Origin of the sequence: Acinetobacter sp. ANC 5045 (assembly GCF_004331005.1) — a bacterium.
GTDB lineage: Bacteria > Pseudomonadota > Gammaproteobacteria > Pseudomonadales > Moraxellaceae > Acinetobacter > Acinetobacter towneri.
On the sequence record NZ_SJNS01000001.1, the window covers coordinates 189,471 to 210,350 of the forward strand.

Genomic DNA, 20,880 nt, shown 5'->3' on the forward strand with positions numbered 1-20,880 from the left:
AGTCTAAAGTTATCCACATCTGCCGAATGCTGAGTCGTGGATTATTGTGGATCTGCTTGGGTGGTTTTCAACAAAGTCTGCAAGTTGGCAGCTTTTGGTTTTACCAACCAGAATTTACGGCTATAGAAATCAAACTCATGACGGATCTTATACGCCCACGCACTGCCTGTTTCGGCAATATGTTCATCTAAAATACGTCCTAAGAATGCTTTATGTTCTTCCATCGCTTCAGTCGAAATACGATTCAGCTCAATCAATTCGTGGTTGTAACGGTCTACAAAGTCATTATCCAAATCGAGTACATAGGCAAATCCACCTGTCATGCCCGCACCAAAGTTGTGTCCCACTTTGCCCAATACCGTGACAATCCCGCCAGTCATATATTCACAGCAGTGGTCGCCTGCCCCTTCAATCACAGCGAAGGCACCTGAGTTACGCACCGCAAAGCGCTCACCTGCCGTACCTGCAGCAAATAATTTACCACCGGTTGCACCATAGAGACAGGTATTACCAATTATCGCTGTGTTTTGAGTTTGGAAAGGCGAACCTTTTGGTGGGAAGATGGAAATACGTCCACCCGCCATGCCTTTACCCACATAGTCATTGGCATCACCTTCAAGTTTGATATGCAAACCACCTGCATTCCAAACACCTAAAGACTGCCCTGCAGTACCTGTAAGATTCACTTTGACAGGATGATGTTCCATGCTCAAGTTACCATAACGACGGGCAATTTCACCTGAAATACGTGCACCAATAGAACGGTCACAGTTGCTCACATTAAAGTAATACTCGCCACCTGTACCTGCTTCAATTGCAGGCAACATCTCTGCAATCATTTTTTCAGCCAAGACGCCTTTGTCAAATGGTGCATTGCCTTCAACTTGACAGTATTGCGCTTTGCCTTCTGCCGCAGGGTGTGATTCTAACAAGGCACTTAAATCAAGATGTGCATGTTTTTCAGTTTCACCTGGTAAAATTTCCAGTAAGTCGGTACGACCAATCAAGTCTTTTAAGCTCGCCACACCCAATGCTGCTAACCATTCACGAGTTTCTTCAGCAATAAATGTGAAGAAGTTGATCAGCATTTGTGGTTCACCAATATAGTGTTCCTGACGCAAATGATCTTGCTGCGTTGCTACCCCTGTTGCACAGTTATTTAAGTGACAGATACGCAAGTATTTACAACCTAAGGCAATCATTGGCGTTGAACCAAAACCGAAGCTTTCCGCACCTAAAATTGCCGCTTTCACCACATCTAAACCAGTTTTTAAGCCACCATCGGTTTGCACACGGACTTTGCCACGCAAGTCATTCACACGCAGTGCCTGATGCGCCTCGCTTAAACCCAACTCCCACGGTGAACCTGCATGGTGAATAGAGGACAGTGGCGATGCTGCGGTACCGCCATCATAACCCGAGATGGTAATGAAGTCGGCATAGGCTTTAGCGACACCTGCTGCAATGGTACCCACACCCGGTTCAGACACCAGTTTGACCGATACCATGGCTTGTGGATTGACTTGTTTTAAATCAAAAATCAATTGTGACAAGTCTTCAATCGAATAAATATCGTGGTGTGGTGGTGGTGAAATCAAAGTTACACCTGGCACAGAGTAACGTAAACGGGCAATCAAGCCATTCACTTTACCACCCGGTAACTGACCACCCTCGCCTGGTTTTGCACCCTGTGCCACTTTAATCTGCAACACTTCTGCAGAGGTTAAGTAAGCAGGTGTGACCCCAAAACGTCCCGAAGCAATCTGTTTGATTTTCGAGTTACGAATCGTGCCATAACGCGCAGGGTCTTCACCGCCCTCACCTGAGTTTGAACGCCCACCAATAGTGTTCATGGCAATCGCAATCGCTTCATGCGCTTCTGGTGACAACGCACCCAAAGACATCCCCGCAGAGTCAAAACGTGGCAGGATTTGCTCAACCGATTCAACTTGATCTAAGGCAATTGAATGGTCTGTTTTCAATTTAAAGAGATCACGAATGGTAGCAATTGGGCGATTATTTACGATTTCTGCATATTCTTTAAAATCTGCATAATTGCCTGAACGCACCGCTTTGTGTAAGGCATTGATCACATCTGGGTTAAAGGCATGGTATTCCTTGCCAAATACAAATTTCAGCAAACCACCCTGATCAATTGGTTTACGTGATTTCCATGCAGTGTCCGCTAGTTTTTTCTGATCATTTTCCAGATCGGCAAAGGTTGCACCCTGAATACGACTTGGTACACCAATAAAGCAAGTATTCACCACTTCGGCAGATAAGCCGACTGCTTCAAACAACTGACCACCACGGTAAGAGGCTACAGTTGAAATCCCCATTTTGGATAAGACTTTAAGCAAACCTTTTTCAATGCCTTTGCGGAAATTGCTTTGCGCATAGACTGGATCGCCCAATAACTCACCTTTGGCAATCAAGTCATTGATCACATCATAAGCCAAATATGGGTACACTGCAGTTGCACCAAAACCGAGCAATACTGCAAATTGGTGCGGATCGCGGGCAAAGCCTGTTTCCACAATAATGTTGGCATCGGTACGTAAACCGACTTGTATTAAGTAGTGATGCACCGCACCAGTCGCCATGACCGCATTCGCAGGCAAGTAACCTTCACGGATTTTTTTATCGGTGAGTACCAATAAAGTTTTACCCTCACGCACCGCTTGTGCAGCAGTTTCGCAAATCCGTTGAATTGCAGCTTGCAAACCTTCGCTTTCGGCATAGTTCAGGTCGATGTCGGCAATTTCATAGCCTTTACGGCCCAAAGTGCGAATTTGGTGCATTTTGGAGTTGGTCAACACAGGGCTTGAGATAATCAAGCGGTCTGCATGTTCTGGGCCTTGCTCAAATACGTTTTGTTCACGCCCTAAACAGGTTTCCAAAGACATCACGATCGATTCACGCAATGGGTCAATCGGTGGATTGGTCACCTGCGCAAACTGCTGACGGAAATAATCCGACACATGGCGTACCTGACGCGACAATACTGCCATTGGCGTATCATCACCCATGGAACCCACGGCTTCTTGACCGCTTTCTGCGATTGGACGCAATAATTGATCACGCTCTTCAAAGGTCACCATAAACATTTTTTGTGCAGCTTTTAAGGCATCACCTTTTAAACCCTGATCACACAAATATTCTTCAAGCTCTGGGCTACCTTGTAAACGGATTGAATTTTCACGTAACCATTCACGATAAGGACGCATTCTTTTCAGATGGTTATTTACATCCTGCGTATCGAGCACTTTGCCTGTAAAGGTATCCACCACCAAAATTTGCCCAGGGCCAACACGTCCTTTAGAAATTACATCTTCAGGTTCATAACCCCACACCCCAATTTCAGAGGCCAAAGTGATGTAGCCATTTTTAGTGATCACCCAACGCGCAGGACGTAAGCCATTACGGTCTAACATACAGATGGCATGACGACCATCCTGAATCACCAAACCTGCAGGACCATCCCACGCTTCCATGTGTTTAGAGTTAAATTCATAGAAGGCACGTAAATCGGCATCAATGGTTTCGACGTTCTGCCATGCAGGCGGAACCAACATGCGTAAGGCACGGAATAAATCCATTCCGCCACCCACTAGAATTTCCAGCATGTTGTCTAAGCTAGATGAGTCTGAACCTGTACGGTTTACAATTGGCGTAAGCTCAGTCAAACCCGGTAATAATGGATTTTCAAATTTAGGGGTACGTGCCATTGCCCAATTACGATTGGCAGTAATGGTGTTGATTTCACCATTGTGTGCTAAATAACGGAACGGCTGTGCCAACGGCCAACGTGGCAAGGTGTTGGTCGAGAAACGCTGGTGGAACACCACAATATGTGATGCCAAACGCGCATCGGCAAGGTCGGTATAGAAGTCTGCAATAGCAGCAGGCATCATCAAACCTTTATAGCTGATCACGGTTGAGCATAACGTGGTCACATAAAAATATGGATCAGCAGTCAATTGCTGCTCGGCACGACGACGTGCCAAGAATAATTTACGGTTAAATTCAACCTCAGTCACACCCAATGGGCAATTGACAATAATTTGCTCAAAAGCAGGCAAAGACTGCATGGCGATTTCGCCCAATGCCTCATTATTGGTTGGCACCACACGCCAAGCCAATACTTTGCAGCCTTCAGCTTCAATTTCTTTGGTCAGGATATTTTTAGCATGTGTCGCCAAAGCAGGGTCTAGGTTCAGAAATACTGTACCCACTGCAAAAATTTCGCTCAGGGTAATGTCACTTAAGCGTTTTGCTTCTTCACGGAAAAATTGCTTTGGCATTGCCAACAGCAAACCACATCCATCGCCCGTTTTACCGTCTGCAGCAATACCACCACGGTGGGTCATGCAACTTAAACTATGAATGGCAGTCTTGACGAGATCATGGCTTGCATCACCCTGCATATGGGCAATTAAACCGAAACCACAGTTATCTTTAAACTCATCTGGTTGGTATAAACCTTGAGTGGGAGCTACAGTATTAGGCGATGGCATGTGCATAGCGTACCCTTCTTTTACTTGCCCAATTGGGCCAATTAAACAATCTGTTTTTGCGATTTAACTCAATTTACAACTCTAAACATCAACCTTGGGTAAATGAAATGTCACACATTTATTTCAATCAATACCGATTAAAAAGCCTGAGTGACCGATTCATCATTTACGCAACTTTTACACTTTAATGTAGCAGGCAAATTTGACAGTTTCGCACAATCATTGAATCTTTTTTGCGCCAAAATAGGGACAACAACTCAATTCACGCACCAATAAAAGCAAAAACAATGCCAACTTTATTTTTTATTCGCACATGAGCCAAATCTCAGCTTTAACCCTAAAAATGTAAAATCAGATCACATTTTTAAGTCAAATTCGCACTATTTTTGTGCATTTCATTATTTTTATACACCATGCTGCGCCATTTTAGAACGCATTTTTTAGTGAGAAGAATAATTTTTTTAGATCAAATTGGTGCAATTGAGCCAAATTGACATACTCCCCCCACTTTCGTTTTCACTCAAGTGGGGGATTCTAAAAGCAAAGCTCTTAGGCGACTTCCTCACGGATTTCGCTTGCTTTCTGCTTCTTAGGGCGACCTTTACCGCATCCACCCTCCACAGACAAAACGGCATGTCCTGCCGACAATATATTACGAGATGCGTTTAAATCCGCATTCGCAACATAACCGCATCCGACACACTCAAATTTAGCTTGAGTTTGTCGGTTTTCTTTTGCTACATGACCACATTCACAGCAGGTTTGACTTGTGTACTTCGGATCAACTTTTACAAGTAATCCACCTCGCCATTGTTGCTTATATTCCAACATACTAACGAGCATGCCCCAACCTTGATCTAGGATTGATTTGTTTAAGCCTGACTTAGCTTTTACATTCTTTCCTTGATTTTCGATTGTGCCACTTGCTGACTTCGACATATTTGCTACTTTTAAATCCTCAACAGCAATCATTGCGTGGTTTTTGCTGAGCGTTGTAGTGATTTTTTGCAAGTAGTCATGACGAATATTGGCAATGTGATGATGTAGTTTATTGATTTTAAAATTCAGTTTTTTCCAATTTTGACTAAATTTAACTTTCTTTCTCTGCTTCCGTTGAAGTCTAGCTAATTTAATCTGATTGGTTTTAAAGCTATTGATCGGGTCAAAGACCTGACCATTTGAGGTAGTGATTAATTTCTTAACACCAAGATCAACACCAATCGCTGATTTTGATGGGTGGATCGGCATTTCAGTAAGTTCTGTTTCAGTACAGAATGAAACGTACCAACGTCCTGACACCTTACTGATCGTCACATTTTTTATTGTGCCTAGAATCTCTTGCGACTTCCTGAATTTAATAACACCTACGCCATTAGGGAGTTTGAGTTTATTTCCTTTAACCCAACAGTATTTATCGAATTGTACAAGGCGAATGGAATCATAACCGTCTGATTTTTTCTTAAATCTAGGCATAAGTGGGCGCAACTGAACCTCAGTACCATCAGCCAATTTAAAAAATTTAGGTTTCTTAGGTTTGCGCTTTTTTTCTTTTAGTCGAGCATGTTCTTTAGGGTTGAAAAACTTCCCCCATGCTGATGCAAGATCACGAACTTTTTGTTGAAGTGACACAGCATTTGAATTTCCATCTAAAAAGCTAAACTGAGGATTCTTTTTCAGTGCTGTTATCTTTTTTACTAGATTCACCGCATTAATGTGTTTATTTTGAGCAAACATTTCAAATGAAATTGCTAATATTTGATTCCAAACAAAGCGTGCAGAGCCAACGAGATTATTTAAAATAACCTCTTGCTCGACATTAGGCTCAAGCCTAAATTTATACGCTTTGTTGATTTTCATTAATGAGTGTGTATCTGTTAATATGGTGCTGATTCTAACATTTTAGGTATATTTTTTCAATGAGTGAGATATATAAAAACCGACATTCAGCCTTTAATCTTCATGTTCATTTAGTTTTTATAACGAAATATCGAAAAAAAATACTAAGTGAGTTGCATCATAAATATTTCAATGAGTGTGCAACTGAAATATGTAAAGATTTTGATGCTGAATTAAAGGAATGTAATGGTGAATCCGACCATGTTCACATGCTTATTCAGTATCCACCAACGGTACAGTTAAGCAAATTGGTTAATAATTTAAAGTCTGTAACAAGTAGAAGAATGCGAAATGAGTTTTTAGACTTGAGAGGGAATTATACAAAACCTGTTTTATGGTCAAGATCATATTTTGCAGGGTCTTGTGGTGGTGCGCCTTTGGAAATAATCAAACAATATATTCAGAATCAACAAGGTTGAAATTTGTGAAATTCACCTCCACCCTGACTGACGGGTGGAGTCCTCTTTCACTTGGAGATAAACAAAAAGGATAAAGCTCAAGTAGCTATTTGAATGACTCGACTTGAGCTAAAAAGCGTATTGGAAGTGTTTATGATTAGTTAAAAGGATCACGTACTTCAGGTTCAGGTGCATCTGGCTGAGTTGGTGCTGTACCACTTTGTGATTTTTGTACATCAACGACATTACCCTCCTGATCACGGCGGGTAATTGTAGTGCTGGTGGTACTATTTTGCGGTGCAACAGCCTGCGTAGTCGGTGCAGTCGTTGTGGTTGCAGGTGGACGTGCCAAAGCACTTTCATCTATTTTAGGCACAGCTGCTGGACGTAAATTTACCGCATATAACTTGGTGCTCAGTCCCATTTCATCCGCCCCTAAATCATTGACATAAGGACGATAGTCAGCAAATTGCACCACTACAGGCTGAATGGTTTCAGGAAATTTGAATGGCAGCGCTGTCAAAGCATGTGCAGCTTCGCGTTTATTGCCAAAACTACCATATAGCATCACATATTGTTCAGACTGCCCCTCACCGCTTAAACGAATATAAAACAGCTTGCTCCGATCTGTTTGCTTTTTAATAAAACTTTTTATGATGTTTTCATCACTGACCCGAAACAATTCAATTGTGCTGTTATTTTTTTGTTCCTGAATAAATTTAGTACCCCGAAATTCAGCCTCATGCAAACCAGAAGCTGTTAAACGCGTGGTGAGTTCCAAAGGGCGGACTTCTTCTTGCAAACCACCCAAATAGGTGGTTGCAGCAACCTTTTCGGGTTGAATTTGTAATTCAATTTCAGACTCTGGTTGTTTTTCAATTTCAACCAGTTCTTCACGGTCTGTCACCGCCCAAAAAATCAGTGCCGCCAATAAACACAGCACCGCGCCCAGCAACCAAATTGACTGTTGAATTTTTTGCCAGTGTGTACGCAGTGCTGTCATATGCTGCCTTTTATGCTTGATTGGCTAAAATCGCCTGTTTCATCAATTCTAAGTCAAACTCTTTGGTGATGATGGCTTGACCCAATTGCTTCATGAGCACCAAACGTAATTGACCATTCAGCACTTTTTTATCGTGTGCCATATAAGCCAAAAACTGATCCAGTGGAATTTGCGGACATACTATCGGTAAATTGGCGCGAGAAATGATATTTTTTGTACGCTCTACATCTTCAGCAGAAATCCAGCCCATACGCTGTGATAAATCGGCTGCCATCACCATCCCTGTCGCGACAGCTTCACCGTGTAACCATTCACCATAACCCAAATAAGATTCAATTGCGTGCCCAAAGGTGTGCCCAAGATTCAATAAAGCGCGTTCACCTTGCTCTTTTTCATCATTGGCAACAATACGTGCTTTATGTGCACATGAACGATATACCGCTTCTGCCAGTACAGCAGGATCACGCGCGACTAATGCTTCCATGTGCGTTTCAAGCCATTCTAGAAACTCGACATCACCCAAAAGCGCATATTTAATGACTTCGGCTAAGCCTGCAGACAACTCGCGCTCAGGTAAAGTATTCAGTTGCGACATATCGGCCAGCACCACTTGGGGTTGCTGAAACGCGCCAATCATGTTTTTACCCAATGGATGATTAATCCCTGTTTTGCCACCGACACTTGAATCGACCTGCGACAATAAAGTGGTCGGTACTTGAATGAAGTACACTCCACGCTGAAAACTTGCCGAAGCAAAACCTGCCATATCGCCAATCACGCCACCGCCCAAAGCCAGCACCGTACAATCACGGTTAAAACCAGCTTCCAGCAAGGCATCAAAAATAAGAGTGAGATGCTGAATATCTTTGTATTTTTCTCCATCAGGCAAAATACAGGTTGCCACTTTCTTACCAAGTGCTTCAACAGCCGTCACATAGTGACTTAAATACAAAGGTGCAACCGTGGTATTAGTCACTATCATGACTTGCTGACCTTTAATATAAAGTGCAAGTAATTCTTGGGGCTGAAGATCACTGCCAATAAAAATAGGGTAACGGCGATCGCCGAGTTCAACGTGTAAAGTCTGCATGAAAAAGTCGCTTTCTACCTAAGATATTTGCTCTGAAACAATCGTATTTAAGATTTTTTGCGCCAAATCTCGCGCAGCACCCTGATTGGTTTCAATAATATAATGCGCCACCTCACGATACAACGGATCACGCACTGCAAGCAAATCACGTAATCTTTGTTCGGGGTTTTCGACTTGAAGTAAAGGACGGTTTTTATCGCGATAAGTTCGCTGAAGTTGAATTTCGACAGGGGTATATAGATAAACAACAATACCACGTTGTTTTAAGAAGTCTCGATTCGGGGCTTGAGTCACCGCGCCGCCACCTGTAGCAAGTACAAGTTTATGCCGTGTGGTTAACTCATCAATAACCGCTGTTTCACGACTACGAAACCCTTGTTCACCTTCTTTTTCAAAGATCCAAGGGATCGTAGCGCCAGTTTTGCGTTCAATTTCATGATCACTATCTAGAAATTCACGCCCTAACAATTCCGCCAAATGGCGTCCTACAGTGGTCTTGCCTGCCCCCATCGGCCCTACCAAATAGATATTTGGTAGGGTGTCAAACTCTTTGCTTAGCAAGGAGTCACCTATAAATTTTGTTTAAATTGAAAATATATTAATGATTTCTTGAAACACTGTCATTAACAATTCGTGGTGTAACAAAAATCAGCAACTCACGTTTGTTGTCCGACTTGATATCTTTACGGAATAAACGTCCGATATAAGGAATATCGCCCAAGAATGGAACTTTGGTTTGTGAGTTAGCCGTTTGTTGCTCAAAAATACCACCCAAGACCACAGTTTCACCATTATCTACCAAAACGTTGGTATTCACCGCGTTCTTGTTAATGGTGAGCTGACCTGTAGGTGTAGGTGCACCTGGTGAGTCACTGGTGATATTTAATTGCATTTGGACTTTACCGTCAGGCGTGATACTTGGGGTCACATCCAAACTTAAAGTCGCATCAATGAATTCTGTAGTAGATACGGCATTGACACCACCACCTTCAGAAGATTGATACGGAATTTGCGTACCCGATGCCACTTTGGCATTTTGCTTATCTGCAGTCAGAACTTTTGGTGTCGAAATCACTTCACCGTAACCATCTGCTTGTAATGCCGACAACTCCAAATCGAGCATAAAGTCAGACAAGCTGATTAAACCAAATGCAATACGGCTGGCACCTGGACTGGTCACACCCAAATCGACATTCAGGTTTTGTGGACGTTCAATTTCGTACTTCCAACCACCCGTATCACTATCTTTTTCTGGTTCACGCAAGTTCCACAAAGTCGTATCGCTACCACCCACCAACAAGTGGTTATTATTGGTAATCCCTTGTGACAAGATGCCCCACTTCACCCCCATTTCCTTGGTGAAATCTGTGGTTGCACGAACAATACGTGCTTCAATCATCACCTGCTTCACAGATACATCTAGCAAATCAATCATTTGACGAATCTGATCAATTTTTGCCGATGTATCGTTGATGATTAAGGTATTGGTACGTGGATCTACCGACACTGTACCGCGTGGACTCAACAAGCTACCAACGCTATCGCCTAATGGATCAGTACCTGTATTGGTATTTGAACCACCACGTGATGCATTCTTGCCTTGCGTAATTAGTTTTTCAATATCTGCCGCTTTGGCATAGTTCAATTGAATATATTCAGTTTGTAGTGGCGCCAGTTTCACACTTTGCGCAATCGCTTTGGCTTCTTCTTCTTCGGCTTTAATCAATTCAGAAACAGGTGCAATCCAAATCACGTTGCCATTACGACGCTTATCCAAATTTTTGGTTTTCAGGATAATGTCTAACGCCTGATCCCAAGGTACATCTTTTAAACGTAAGGTAATGTTGCCTTGCACAGTGTCTGCTGCCACCATGTTAATGCCTGTGAAATCAGCCAATAACTGCAATACACGACGCACTTCGATGTCTTGGAAATCTAGTGAAATCTTTTTGCCTGTATAGCTTTGAGCTGCACGTGGTTTAAACGGGTTTTTATCGACAGGGCGTTTTAAGCTGATGGTTAGCTTGTCTTCTGCCTGATATGCCATATATTCATAGCTGCCTGCAGCTTGAATAGTAATCACGCCATTGCTGCCATCATTGTGTGCATCAATGGTCGATACAGGTGTTGCAAAGTCATTTACATTTAAACGACGTGCTAAATGTGCAGGTACTTTATTGCCTAAAGTACGTACCACAATTTTGCTGCCTTGCTGCTGCACATCTACAGGAGTATTGCTACCGAGTAGATCAATCACCACCTGACCTTCACCTTCACCGCCACGCTGGAAACCAATATTGGATACGCCTTGTGCGCTACGTTGAGCAGTCACGGCAGCCATAGGCGTTGCCGTAGTTGAGTTAATTTTTAAAATAAAGGTGTTGCCTTCAACACGCGTGGTAAATGCGCCCGCATCGGCCAAGTTCACAGTTAAACGTGAACGCTGTGCATCTGAGCTCACCTCTACAGAGCTGGCTTCTTTGGTTGCGACTGCAACGCTGTTTTGCTTCAGCGTTTGTTGCGCTTTATCAAAATCTAAAATCAAGCGGGAAGGTTGTTCCAGCTGATATGCAGCAGGTTGAGGTGGCAAACCATTAAACATGACACGAATTTCGGTGCCCTGTCCCGGAATTTGCATGGGTACGATGTTGGTAATGCTGACTTGGGCATTGGCAACTTGCATCACTGCCATTGCGACTGCGCCCATTGAAAACTGACGGAACAAATTGTTCATTGTATTACCATCCCCAAAAATAAAATCTTTCACACTGTTATTCATTTTTATTCCTTTAATTTATGGCGCAGGCCCAATTAAAACTAAACTTCTTGGACGTTCTACATAACCTTCACGACCATCTGGAATAATTTCGATTAAATCAATTTGTGTAGGTGTAATATTCACCACACGACCATGATTTACCCCCATATAGCTACCACGCTGGATACGCTCAATTTCACCATCAGGTGTTTGAATCAATGCCAAAATTTGACCATTTTGACGCATACTGCCTTTCATGGTCAGTGACTCAAGTGCGTAATTTTCCAGTGGTTGTAGCTGGCGGGCAAGGTTCGGATAAACGCGCTTCCCTGCCATAATTTTAAGCTCTGCCGCCAATGAACTTGGCATAAATGGGCTTTTGAGCTGGTGTGCTGCATAGTTAAAGGTTGGTGCAGGCTCAAACACAGGTGCAGGTTCAATGGGTAGTGGTGGCTGATTACGAATTTCAGCCATTTGTGCATTGACTGCATCAATCCGTGAATCACATCCCACCATTAATACAGTTGCCAACAGGGCTAACGAAAGCTTTTCAATTTTCATTTTTTACCCCTTTTCGCAGTATTATTTACTCTTTTATTACTCTTCTCGCTATTCGCAGCAGTATCGGTTGCACTGCTTTCCATTGTAGTTTGCGCATCTGCACTGCCTACATAACGATAAGTTTTTGCTTGCGCTTTATAGGTTACTTGCGGAATATCGGTTTTCTTGTCTTTATTTTCAGTCGCCACAATTTCAAAGTCGTGCATGGTCACAATACGTGGCAATGCTGCTGTACCGCTTACGAATGAACCAAAGGCATGATAATCGCCTGTCGCTTCAATTGAAATTGGCTGTTCAATAAAGAACTCTTGTTTAATTTCGTTCTCTAAACGAATGTTTTTAAACTTCAAACCTGAATTCACGCCTGTGACGTTAATATCTTCAACTAAACCTGGAATTTCAGTTTCTTTTGGCAATTGTTCAAGTTGTTGGTTAAAGTTCGCTTCCATTTCTTGTAATTGCGCTTGGTATTGCTGCAAATTACGCAATTTAGAATCTTTTTCACGGAACTCATTTAACAAGTTTTGTTCTTGTGTATGTGCTGCTGCAATGGCATCTAACTTTGGCTTGATTACGACAAAGTAACCTAAAGCTAGAATCAGGAAAATAATAAAAATCCAGCAGGTAATTTTGACCGAAAGTGGCCAAGCACCATAATTGTTAGGATCTAGGGTATTGAACTGTTGAAAAAACTTTTCAACTGTCATTTTCTTTTTCGGAGCAACAGCAGCATCCTGATTTACTTCATCAAATTCATCGAGACTCATTGTGCTGCCCCCGCTGCTGATGTTGAATTAGATTCTGTTGGTGTTACTGGAATTGCAATTTCTTCTAAATCTGAAGTTACTACAAAAGTACCGTAACTTTCCTCTACACGAGGAACCACAGAGCTTGGTGCTTTATCTTTATTTTCTTCTTTGGCTAAGAATGAATTCATAAATGCATTGCGATACCACGGCGATGCTTCCAAATTACGCAAGAATTCAGCCACAGTATTTGGACTTTCAGCCTTGCCTTCAAAAGTGAATTTATTGCCTGTACGGCTCACTTTGGTTAAGTACATATTGCTTGGTGTCACACGCACCAATTCATCCACCAAACGCACGGCAATTGGACGCTGACTTTGTAAGCCCTGAATAAGCTTCATGCGCTCAACAATAGCATTACGCTGTTCTTGCAAGCCTTCTAAAGATTTTAATTGTACATCTAGGTTTTGGTTGGTACTGATCACCAATTGATTGGCTTGTTCTTGATCTTGTAACTTCGCGTTGTAGAAGAACCACGCCAAAGCCACCAATAACACCCCAACAGCAGCCGCTGCAATACAAAATACAATAAATTCTTTTTTACGTTTTTCTCTTAGCTCATCGCGCCAAGGGAGTAAGTTAATCTTTGCCATTAATCAAAACTCCTCATTGCTAAACCACATGCCACCATCAATGACGGCGCATCACTTTCAATTCTTTTAATGTCGATTTGTGGAGAGAAGCCCATTTGTAAGAATGGATTGGCAATGGTCACACGGTAGCCCAGTTTTTGCTGCAACAACTTCGCAAGACCTGGAATATTGGCATTCCCCCCTGCCAATAAAATGTGATCAATTTCGTTAAATTGTGAAGATGAGAAAAAGAACTGCAATGAACGTGCCGCTTGTTGCACCACCGCTTCTAAGAACGGTTCGAGCACCTCTACATCGTAGTCATCTGGCAAAGTACGGCTTTTTTTCGCACGTCCTGCTTCTTCATACGACAAACCATAACGGTTTTGAATTTCTTGTGTCAGCTGCTTACCGCCAAAGGTTTGCTCGCGGGTATAAATAATTTTGTTATTTTGCAGTACCGACAAGGTGGTCATGGTATGACCAATATCCAAAATACCAATGGTGTTCACACCCATTGGCAGGGTATCGGAGAACACTTTAAAGGCATTTTCGATGGCAAAACTTTCGACATCGGCAATTTTGGCTGTCAAGCCGCCCAACTCCAATGCTTCTACTCGTGCTTCTACGTTTTCTAAACGTGTTGCAACCAGTAACACATTGACTCGGTTTGGATTGGCTAAACGGTCTGGTTGGACTTCAAAGTCTAGGCTGACTTCATCTAATGGGAATGGAATATATTGCTCGGCGTCCATACGAATTTGAACTTCACGCTCATCGCTAGTCATATCTGCATCCATTTCAATGATTTTGGTAATCACCATTGAGGTTGGAATTGCTAATGCTGCAGATGTAGATTGCGTGTTTGCTAAGTTCAATGCACGTTCAAGCGCATCCCCGACTGCTTCTGGATTGAGAATGTTTTTTTCAACCACACTGCCTTCTGGAAGTGGGACCAGCGCATAGCTCTCGACCCAGTATCTACCATTCTTAACAGAGAGTTCTAATAACTTAACAGAAGTAGAACTAATATCTACACCTATTAACCCCTTACTTGGCTTACGATATAACCTACGCACAATAGTACCATTCCTATTATTTTTTTATCCCCAAAAAAATTTAACCTACTAATCCGCGCTGGTCTATAATTTTTTACGGATACAATAATTCATCTAACAATCCGTAAATCTACTCGCTATACTGACCAGCAATTAGTTTGCTATTAGCGCTTATTAAAACGCACTTGTTATGAAAAAGCTATCTTGTTCGGGTCGTGTTCATCCATTTTTTTTGATCATAATTATAATTTTGGTCGCAATACCGATGGGTTTCTATGGCATGTATCTCTATATTGCCCCATCTTTGCCAGAAATGACCACCTTAAAAAAAGCGCCATTATTAAAACCATTGCAGGTTTATAGTGCCGATAATGAGCTAATTGCCGAGTATGGCGGCAAGCTTTCTGTGCCTGTCGATTATGAACATATTCCTGAAAAATTCATTTTTGCATTCTTAGCTGCAGAAGATTCTGCCTTTTTTGAACACAGTGGGATTAGCTTCAAAGGCTTAGGGCGCGCGTTGAGCGAGGCGGTAACAGGCTCCAATGTGCAAACTGGTGGCTCAACCATTACCATGCAAGTAGCAAAAAACTATTATCTCAGTCCTGAACGTACCTTAAAGCGTAAACTCACCGAAATCTTTTTAGCACGTAAAATTGAACAGAACCTAAGCAAAGAAGAAATTTTGACTTTATACGTCAATAAAATCTTTTTGGGTAAAAATGCCTATGGCATCGCGGCAGCTGCCAAAATTTATTACAACAAAAGCCTAGAAGAACTGTCGATTGCACAAATGGCGATGATTGCAGGCCTACCTAAAGCACCTTCGCGCTACAATCCTGTGGTGAATCCTGAACGTGCTTTGGAGCGTCGCAACTGGATTTTGGGACGTATGCTGCAACTGGGCTATATCAATCAAAATGAATATCAAAAAGCCATTGCTGAACCCATTAATTTAGATATGCCAGACCGCAGCATCAGCAATAAACATCCGTATATTGGGGAAATGGTACGTGCTGAACTGGTCAGTAAATTTGGCGAACAAGCTGTTGATTCAGGCTATAAAGTTTATACGACGGTAGACAGCAAACGTCAGATGTATGCAGAACAGGCGGTTCAAGAAGGCTTAGAAGCCTATGACCGTCGCCACGGTTGGCGTGGCGCAGAGGCACACGACAAACCGCTGAACGAGTTTCGTGCTTATGCCAACACCTACCCTGCGCAAGTCAGCAAAGTGCTGAATAATTCTTTTGAAGCGTTAATGCAAGATGGCACAACGGTTACTGTACCGTGGTCAGGTATGTCTTGGGCACGCCCCTATCGCAATGCCAACAGTGTAGGCAATGCGCCAAGTCGCGCGGCACAGATTGTAAAAGTTAAAGATATTGTCCGTTTACGTCCAAATGAAAATAAAACTGCTTGGTCATTGGTACAAGTACCAAAAGTGCAAGGTCAATTGGTCGCAATTAACCCAAATAATGGCGCCATTGAAGCGTTGGTCGGTGGATATAATTTCTATCAATCTAAGTTCAACCGTACTTTACAAGGTTGGCGTCAACCGGGTTCCACCATCAAACCTTTTGTGTATGCTCTGGCTTTAGAGCGTGGTATGACGCCACACACCATGGTCAATGACAGTCCAATCACCATTGGCAAATGGTCACCACGTAACTCCGATGGTCGTCATCTAGGCATGATTCCGTTACGTCGTGCTCTCTATTTATCTCGTAACACGGTTTCGGTACGCTTATTACAAGAAGTCGGTATTGAGCGTACCCGCCAACTATTCATGGATTTTGGTTTGCAGGAAGATCAGATTCCGCGTAACTACACCATTGCATTGGGTACACCACAAGTTTTGCCTATTCAAATGGCAACGGGCTATGCCACTTTTGCCAACGGTGGTTACCGTATTCAACCGCACTTCATTAACCGTATTGAAGATGCTTATGGCAAGGTGATTTATCAAGCCAATCCTGAATATGCGTGTATTGCTTGTATTAATTCCAAAGAACAAACGACTGAAAGCGCCGAAGCCACCACACCAGATGATGAAGTGATTGAAGTGACCAATAAAAAACTGGCACAAGCTGAACAGGATCCACAATTATTGGCAGAGCGTAGTCAGTACAAACAGGCACAACGTATTTTAAAATCTAGCTCGGCGTATGATATGTCCAATATTTTACGTGACGTAATTCAACATGGTACTGGACGTGCTGCGCTCAGAATTGGTCGTGGTGATATTGGCGGTAAAACAGGAACCACCAACGATGCAAAAGACGCTTGGTTCGCAGGTTTCAACGGCAAACTGGTGACTGTGGCTTGGGTGGGCTTTGACCAACCAACAACTTTAGGACGTCGTGAATATGGGGGGGTTGCAGCGCTGCCAATTTGGACAGACTTTATGGGCAATGCACTTAAAGGCACACCTGAAGCATGGGTCAGTTTAGACAGCAAAGCCAAAGCGCCACAACGTGAACTCAATCAAATGAATGCAGAACAGAAGCAGGATTATCGTGCTTCACCGCCATTGGCACGTCCACTGTATCGACCTGCACCTGTTGCGCCAGCACGTGCGCCTGAGCGAGATTTTGACGATTTACCAGGCGAGGAAGTATTAATTCCTGACAACGCTGCACCGCCTGCCATGCAAGCGCCAAGCAACAACCCTGCTAAACCAAATGCAGCACCTAAACCTGCTCCCGATGCTTTAGAAAACTTAATTGACGAAGTCTTATAACCACAGACAAGCAGTCAGAAAAAAGCCCTCTTATGCAAAGATGAGGGCTTTTTTATGGGCTATTCAAACTTATTTTTTCTGAAACAGATAAATTTGATGCTGTGCTGTCACGTCAAACTGGGTTCGCTGTTCCAATGCCTGACGGCGCTCTGCTTTGGCTTTATAGGCATAAGGTGTCATAGCAATTAAATGAATTAAATCGCTTTGATTGAGCTGTAATGGTGTTTCCACCACGCTGGCATCAATCAAATCAAAAGTAGTTTGTAATTGGGTGATAAATTTTTCGGGTTCATGTGGCTTTACCTCTTCGAACAACGCTTGACGCATCGCCAATAAATGCTCAGGCGCAGGCGTCACCACCAACAAATAACCTAGTGGTTTTAAAACCCGTAAAATTTCATGTTGCGGGATTGGGCTAAACAGACTGGCACATAAATCAATACAATGCTCCAAAACAGGCAAGGTTGCTCCTGTCCCCACCACCCAAGTCACTGCGGAATTCAATTTTGCCGCTACTTGTACGGCATTCTTGGCAATATCCACCCCGACACACTGCAACACTTCGCCTTGCATGGCAGCAGTGTAATAACCTTCACCACAACCAATATCCAACAAATTTTCGATGCGTAAGGCACGAATTTTTTGCACCACCGCCTGTTGCAAGGGCGCATAATGCCCTGCACTTAAAAATGCACGGCGTGCCTGCACAGAAGTAGGTGTATCCCCTGGATTTTTACTGTGCTTATGTTGCACCACATGTAAATTGACGTAGCCTTGTTTCGCAACATCATAACTGTGATTGCTGGCACAACGCCATGTTCGATCATGCAGTTGCAATACCTGACGACATACAGGACACATCAGCAAATTCATCATTTTCTCCAGAGTGGACGACATAAAAAGTCGGCGAGTGCCGACTTTTAAAATTTTCGGTTGGATAGGCTTAACGTAATTTTAAGGTCATTAAACCTAAAACCACCAGCATAATTGTGATAATCCAGAACCGAATCACCACTTGGGTTTCACGCCAGCCTTTCTTTTCATAGTGGTGATGCAACGGCGCCATTAAGAATACCCGTTTATTGCGCATGCGTAGTGAACCAATTTGCAAGAATACCGAAATCGCTTCAACCACAAACACCCCGCCCATAATCGCAAATACGATTTCCTGCCGTACCATGACGGCAATCGTACCTAGCATTGCCCCCAAAGACAGTGCACCGACATCGCCCATAAAGACTTGTGCAGGATGCGCGTTATACCACAGGAAGGCTAAGCCTGCACCAATCATCGCGGCACAGATTACCACCAACTCAGACGCATATTTCACATAAGGAATATGCAGATAATCGGCAAAACGAACATCCCCTGCCAAGTAGGCAAATACACCCAAACCGGCCGCAACTAATACGATTGGCATAATCGCCAAGCCATCTAAACCATCAGTTAGGTTCACCGCATTTGAGGCACCATTAATCACCAAATAGGTAAAGATAATGAAGCCAATACCGAGTGGAATCAACGACAATGGAATGCTGAAATCTTTAAAAAATGGAATCAACACATCCAGCATATCTGCAGTTTGTGCAGGATTTGGCTGTTGGGTTGCAATCACATACAATGCAATACCCGCACCCAATGATGCTACCGAAGTCCAGAAGAATTTTTTACGCGCTGGCAAACCCGCATTGTCTTTGTAGCGAATTTTAATCCAGTCATCTGCCCAGCCTACAGCGCCAAAAATGACCATAACTGCCAGTACAATCCAGACGTAAGGGTTAGATAAATCTGCCCACAATAGGGTCGAAATACCAATGGAAAGCAGGATTAATACCCCGCCCATGGTTGGCGTACCCATTTTTTTGGCATGCCCTTCAGGTGCATAAGAGCTGACTGCCTGACCGTATTTTAATGCTTGTAATTTACGAATCATCACAGGGCCTAGCACCAAACCGATGCCAAGCGCAGTCAATACACTCAGTAATGAACGTAATGTTAAATAACGAACCACCTGAAACGAGCTGTTATAGCCCGCCAGCTGTTCAAATAACCATAACAGCATTTAAATTTTCTCCATCAATGCAGCCATCAACGTTTCCATATGGGTATAACGAGAACCTTTAAATAGGAAACTCATGGACTGAGGTTGATGTGTTTTTACCAGATCAATTAAAAACGGTAAGGCTTGTTCTTGAGTGACAAAAGCCTGTAATTTTTTTCCATATTGGGTACTGCGCGCACCTTCTTGGGTCGCAGGTGCAAATTCACCGACTGCCACCACAAAGTTGATGCCACGAATAGACACCAAATCACGCCCCAACATATAGTGCTGTTGTGCTGCGCTATTGCCCAGCTCACCAATATCACCAATGACCATAACTCGCACACCTGTTTGCTGTGCAAGGACTTCACCTGCAGCACGCATAGAGGTTGGATTGGCATTATAGGTGTCATCAATGAATAAATGTGTGCCTTGCTGAATAAAGTTCAAACGGCCTTTTGCCCCCTGTGCCTGTTCCAAGCCTGCGACAATATCATCTAAACTCACACCAATTGCCAGTGCAAAAGCAGCAGCAGCCATAGCATTTTGTACATTGTGTTCACCTGCAAATGGCAAATGAATCTGACGCACACCATGCGTGGTATTTAAACAAAAACTTGCCAATTGTGGCTGCAACTGAATGTCTGTCGCAAACACATCACCGCCTTCACCAAAACTTAGACGCTGTTCTGACTGAACCGCTTGCTGAATCTGTTCGGCAAAATCATCGGCAGCAGGGACAATCGCTGTACCTTGCGAGGCAATATGTGCATAAATTTCAGACTTGGCCCGACAAATGCCCTCACGTCCACCAAACTCACCCAAATGCGCAGTACCAATATTGATAATGCCTGCCACCTGCGGCTGCACCAAGTTTGAGGTGTAATCGATTTCACCTTGATGACTGGCGCCTAATTCCATCACTGCATATTGATGGCTTGCATTCAACTCCAACAACATCATCGGCACACCCAAGTCATTATTCAGGTTGCCACGGGTAATTAAAGTCGGTGCCAAACGTGACAAAATACTACCGAGCATTTCTTTAGTGGTGGTTTTACCGCTACTGCCTGTTAACGCAATCACTTTTAATTGAGGATGTTGCTGACGACGAAATGCGCCCAAGTGTCCTAAAGCTAAACGGGTATCAGGCACGACCAATTGGCAAATATCTGCGTCTACAGGCTGGCTGACAATTGCCATAGAACAGCCCTGAGTCGCTACTTGTGCCACAAAATCATGCGCATCAAAACGCTCACCTTTTAAAGCCAAAAAGGCATCGCCTGCTTCAGCATGGCGTGAATCGGTTAAAATACGTTTAATCTCGCCTTGCGGTGCTTGCCCATTGAACCAATAACCCTGTGTTGCCTGTTTGAGTTGTTCGGCAGTCCAAGGTTCTAAAATTGCGGTACTGGTGGTGGAAGTGTGCATACAAAT

15 protein-coding genes are annotated in these 20,880 nt (G+C 43.2%); 2 read left to right on the forward strand and 13 right to left on the reverse strand.

What is annotated here, in order from left to right; genetic code table 11:
* Positions 1 to 41 precede the first annotated feature (41 nt).
* Positions 42 to 4,517, reverse strand: coding sequence for a glutamate synthase large subunit (gene gltB / locus E0H79_RS01005; protein WP_171458197.1), 4,476 nt, complete (start codon positions 4,515 to 4,517; stop codon positions 42 to 44).
* A gap of 549 nt (positions 4,518 to 5,066) precedes the next feature.
* On the reverse strand, positions 5,067 to 6,374 hold the full coding sequence (locus E0H79_RS01010; protein WP_131260640.1) for an RNA-guided endonuclease InsQ/TnpB family protein: 1,308 nt from the start codon (positions 6,372 to 6,374) through the stop codon (positions 5,067 to 5,069).
* 59 nt (positions 6,375 to 6,433) lie between these two features.
* Between E0H79_RS01010 and tnpA the strand changes: the two genes are divergently transcribed.
* Positions 6,434 to 6,832: an IS200/IS605 family transposase gene (gene tnpA / locus E0H79_RS01015; RefSeq protein WP_131260641.1), complete on the forward strand. Its 399-nt coding sequence runs from the start codon at positions 6,434 to 6,436 to the stop codon at positions 6,830 to 6,832.
* A 136-nt stretch (positions 6,833 to 6,968) separates the two neighbouring features.
* Here the strand turns inward: tnpA and E0H79_RS01020 are convergent, their stop codons facing one another.
* Genes E0H79_RS01020 through E0H79_RS01055 form a run of 8 tightly spaced genes read right to left on the reverse strand, consistent with a single transcriptional unit; the run spans position 6,969 to position 14,680 of the window.
* A complete protein-coding gene (locus E0H79_RS01020) occupies positions 6,969 to 7,814 on the reverse strand; it encodes a hypothetical protein (RefSeq protein ID WP_131260642.1) in 846 nt (281 codons plus the stop codon).
* A gap of 10 nt (positions 7,815 to 7,824) precedes the next feature.
* Complete coding sequence (aroB, locus tag E0H79_RS01025) at positions 7,825 to 8,904, reverse strand: 3-dehydroquinate synthase (protein WP_004974469.1); 1,080 nt, start codon at positions 8,902 to 8,904, stop codon at positions 7,825 to 7,827.
* 18 nt (positions 8,905 to 8,922) lie between these two features.
* Positions 8,923 to 9,465 carry a shikimate kinase AroK gene (gene aroK / locus E0H79_RS15460; protein WP_004974468.1) on the reverse strand — a complete coding sequence of 181 codons (543 nt, stop codon included), beginning with the start codon at positions 9,463 to 9,465 and terminating at the stop codon, positions 8,923 to 8,925.
* Positions 9,466 to 9,502: 37 nt separating this feature from the next.
* Positions 9,503 to 11,638, reverse strand: a complete 2,136-nt coding sequence (locus E0H79_RS01035; protein WP_165492511.1) for a type IV pilus secretin PilQ — start codon at positions 11,636 to 11,638, stop codon at positions 9,503 to 9,505.
* Between the two features lie 60 nt (positions 11,639 to 11,698).
* A complete protein-coding gene (locus tag E0H79_RS01040) occupies positions 11,699 to 12,223 on the reverse strand; it encodes a pilus assembly protein PilP (protein ID WP_104852650.1) in 525 nt (174 codons plus the stop codon).
* Positions 12,220 to 12,990 carry a type 4a pilus biogenesis protein PilO gene (locus E0H79_RS01045; protein WP_131260644.1) on the reverse strand — a complete coding sequence of 257 codons (771 nt, stop codon included), beginning with the start codon at positions 12,988 to 12,990 and terminating at the stop codon, positions 12,220 to 12,222. Before E0H79_RS01045 ends, E0H79_RS01040 begins: the two co-directional genes overlap by 4 nt.
* Positions 12,987 to 13,622 (reverse strand): PilN domain-containing protein, encoded by a 636-nt coding sequence (locus tag E0H79_RS01050; protein WP_004974461.1) that lies wholly within the window; start codon positions 13,620 to 13,622, stop codon positions 12,987 to 12,989. Before E0H79_RS01050 ends, E0H79_RS01045 begins: the two co-directional genes overlap by 4 nt.
* Positions 13,622 to 14,680, reverse strand: coding sequence for a pilus assembly protein PilM (locus tag E0H79_RS01055; RefSeq protein ID WP_004974460.1), 1,059 nt, complete (start codon positions 14,678 to 14,680; stop codon positions 13,622 to 13,624). Before E0H79_RS01055 ends, E0H79_RS01050 begins: the two co-directional genes overlap by 1 nt.
* Before the next feature lie 169 nt (positions 14,681 to 14,849).
* Between E0H79_RS01055 and ponA the strand changes: the two genes are divergently transcribed.
* Positions 14,850 to 17,402 (forward strand): penicillin-binding protein PBP1a, encoded by a 2,553-nt coding sequence (gene ponA, locus E0H79_RS01060; protein ID WP_131260645.1) that lies wholly within the window; start codon positions 14,850 to 14,852, stop codon positions 17,400 to 17,402.
* Between the two features lie 69 nt (positions 17,403 to 17,471).
* On the opposite strand, the gene E0H79_RS01065 is transcribed toward ponA, so the two are convergent.
* The 3 genes from E0H79_RS01065 to E0H79_RS01075 all read right to left on the reverse strand — a co-directional run bounded on the left by E0H79_RS01065 (position 17,472) and on the right by E0H79_RS01075 (position 20,874).
* Positions 17,472 to 18,275, reverse strand: a complete 804-nt coding sequence (locus E0H79_RS01065) for a putative RNA methyltransferase (protein ID WP_131260646.1) — start codon at positions 18,273 to 18,275, stop codon at positions 17,472 to 17,474.
* A 70-nt stretch (positions 18,276 to 18,345) separates the two neighbouring features.
* Positions 18,346 to 19,464: a phospho-N-acetylmuramoyl-pentapeptide-transferase gene (gene mraY, locus E0H79_RS01070; protein ID WP_019836136.1), complete on the reverse strand. Its 1,119-nt coding sequence runs from the start codon at positions 19,462 to 19,464 to the stop codon at positions 18,346 to 18,348.
* The gene (locus tag E0H79_RS01075) at positions 19,465 to 20,874 is read right to left on the reverse strand and encodes a UDP-N-acetylmuramoyl-tripeptide--D-alanyl-D-alanine ligase (protein ID WP_131260647.1); all 1,410 of its coding nucleotides are present in this window, start codon (positions 20,872 to 20,874) and stop codon (positions 19,465 to 19,467) included.
* Positions 20,875 to 20,880: the final 6 nt, after the last annotated feature.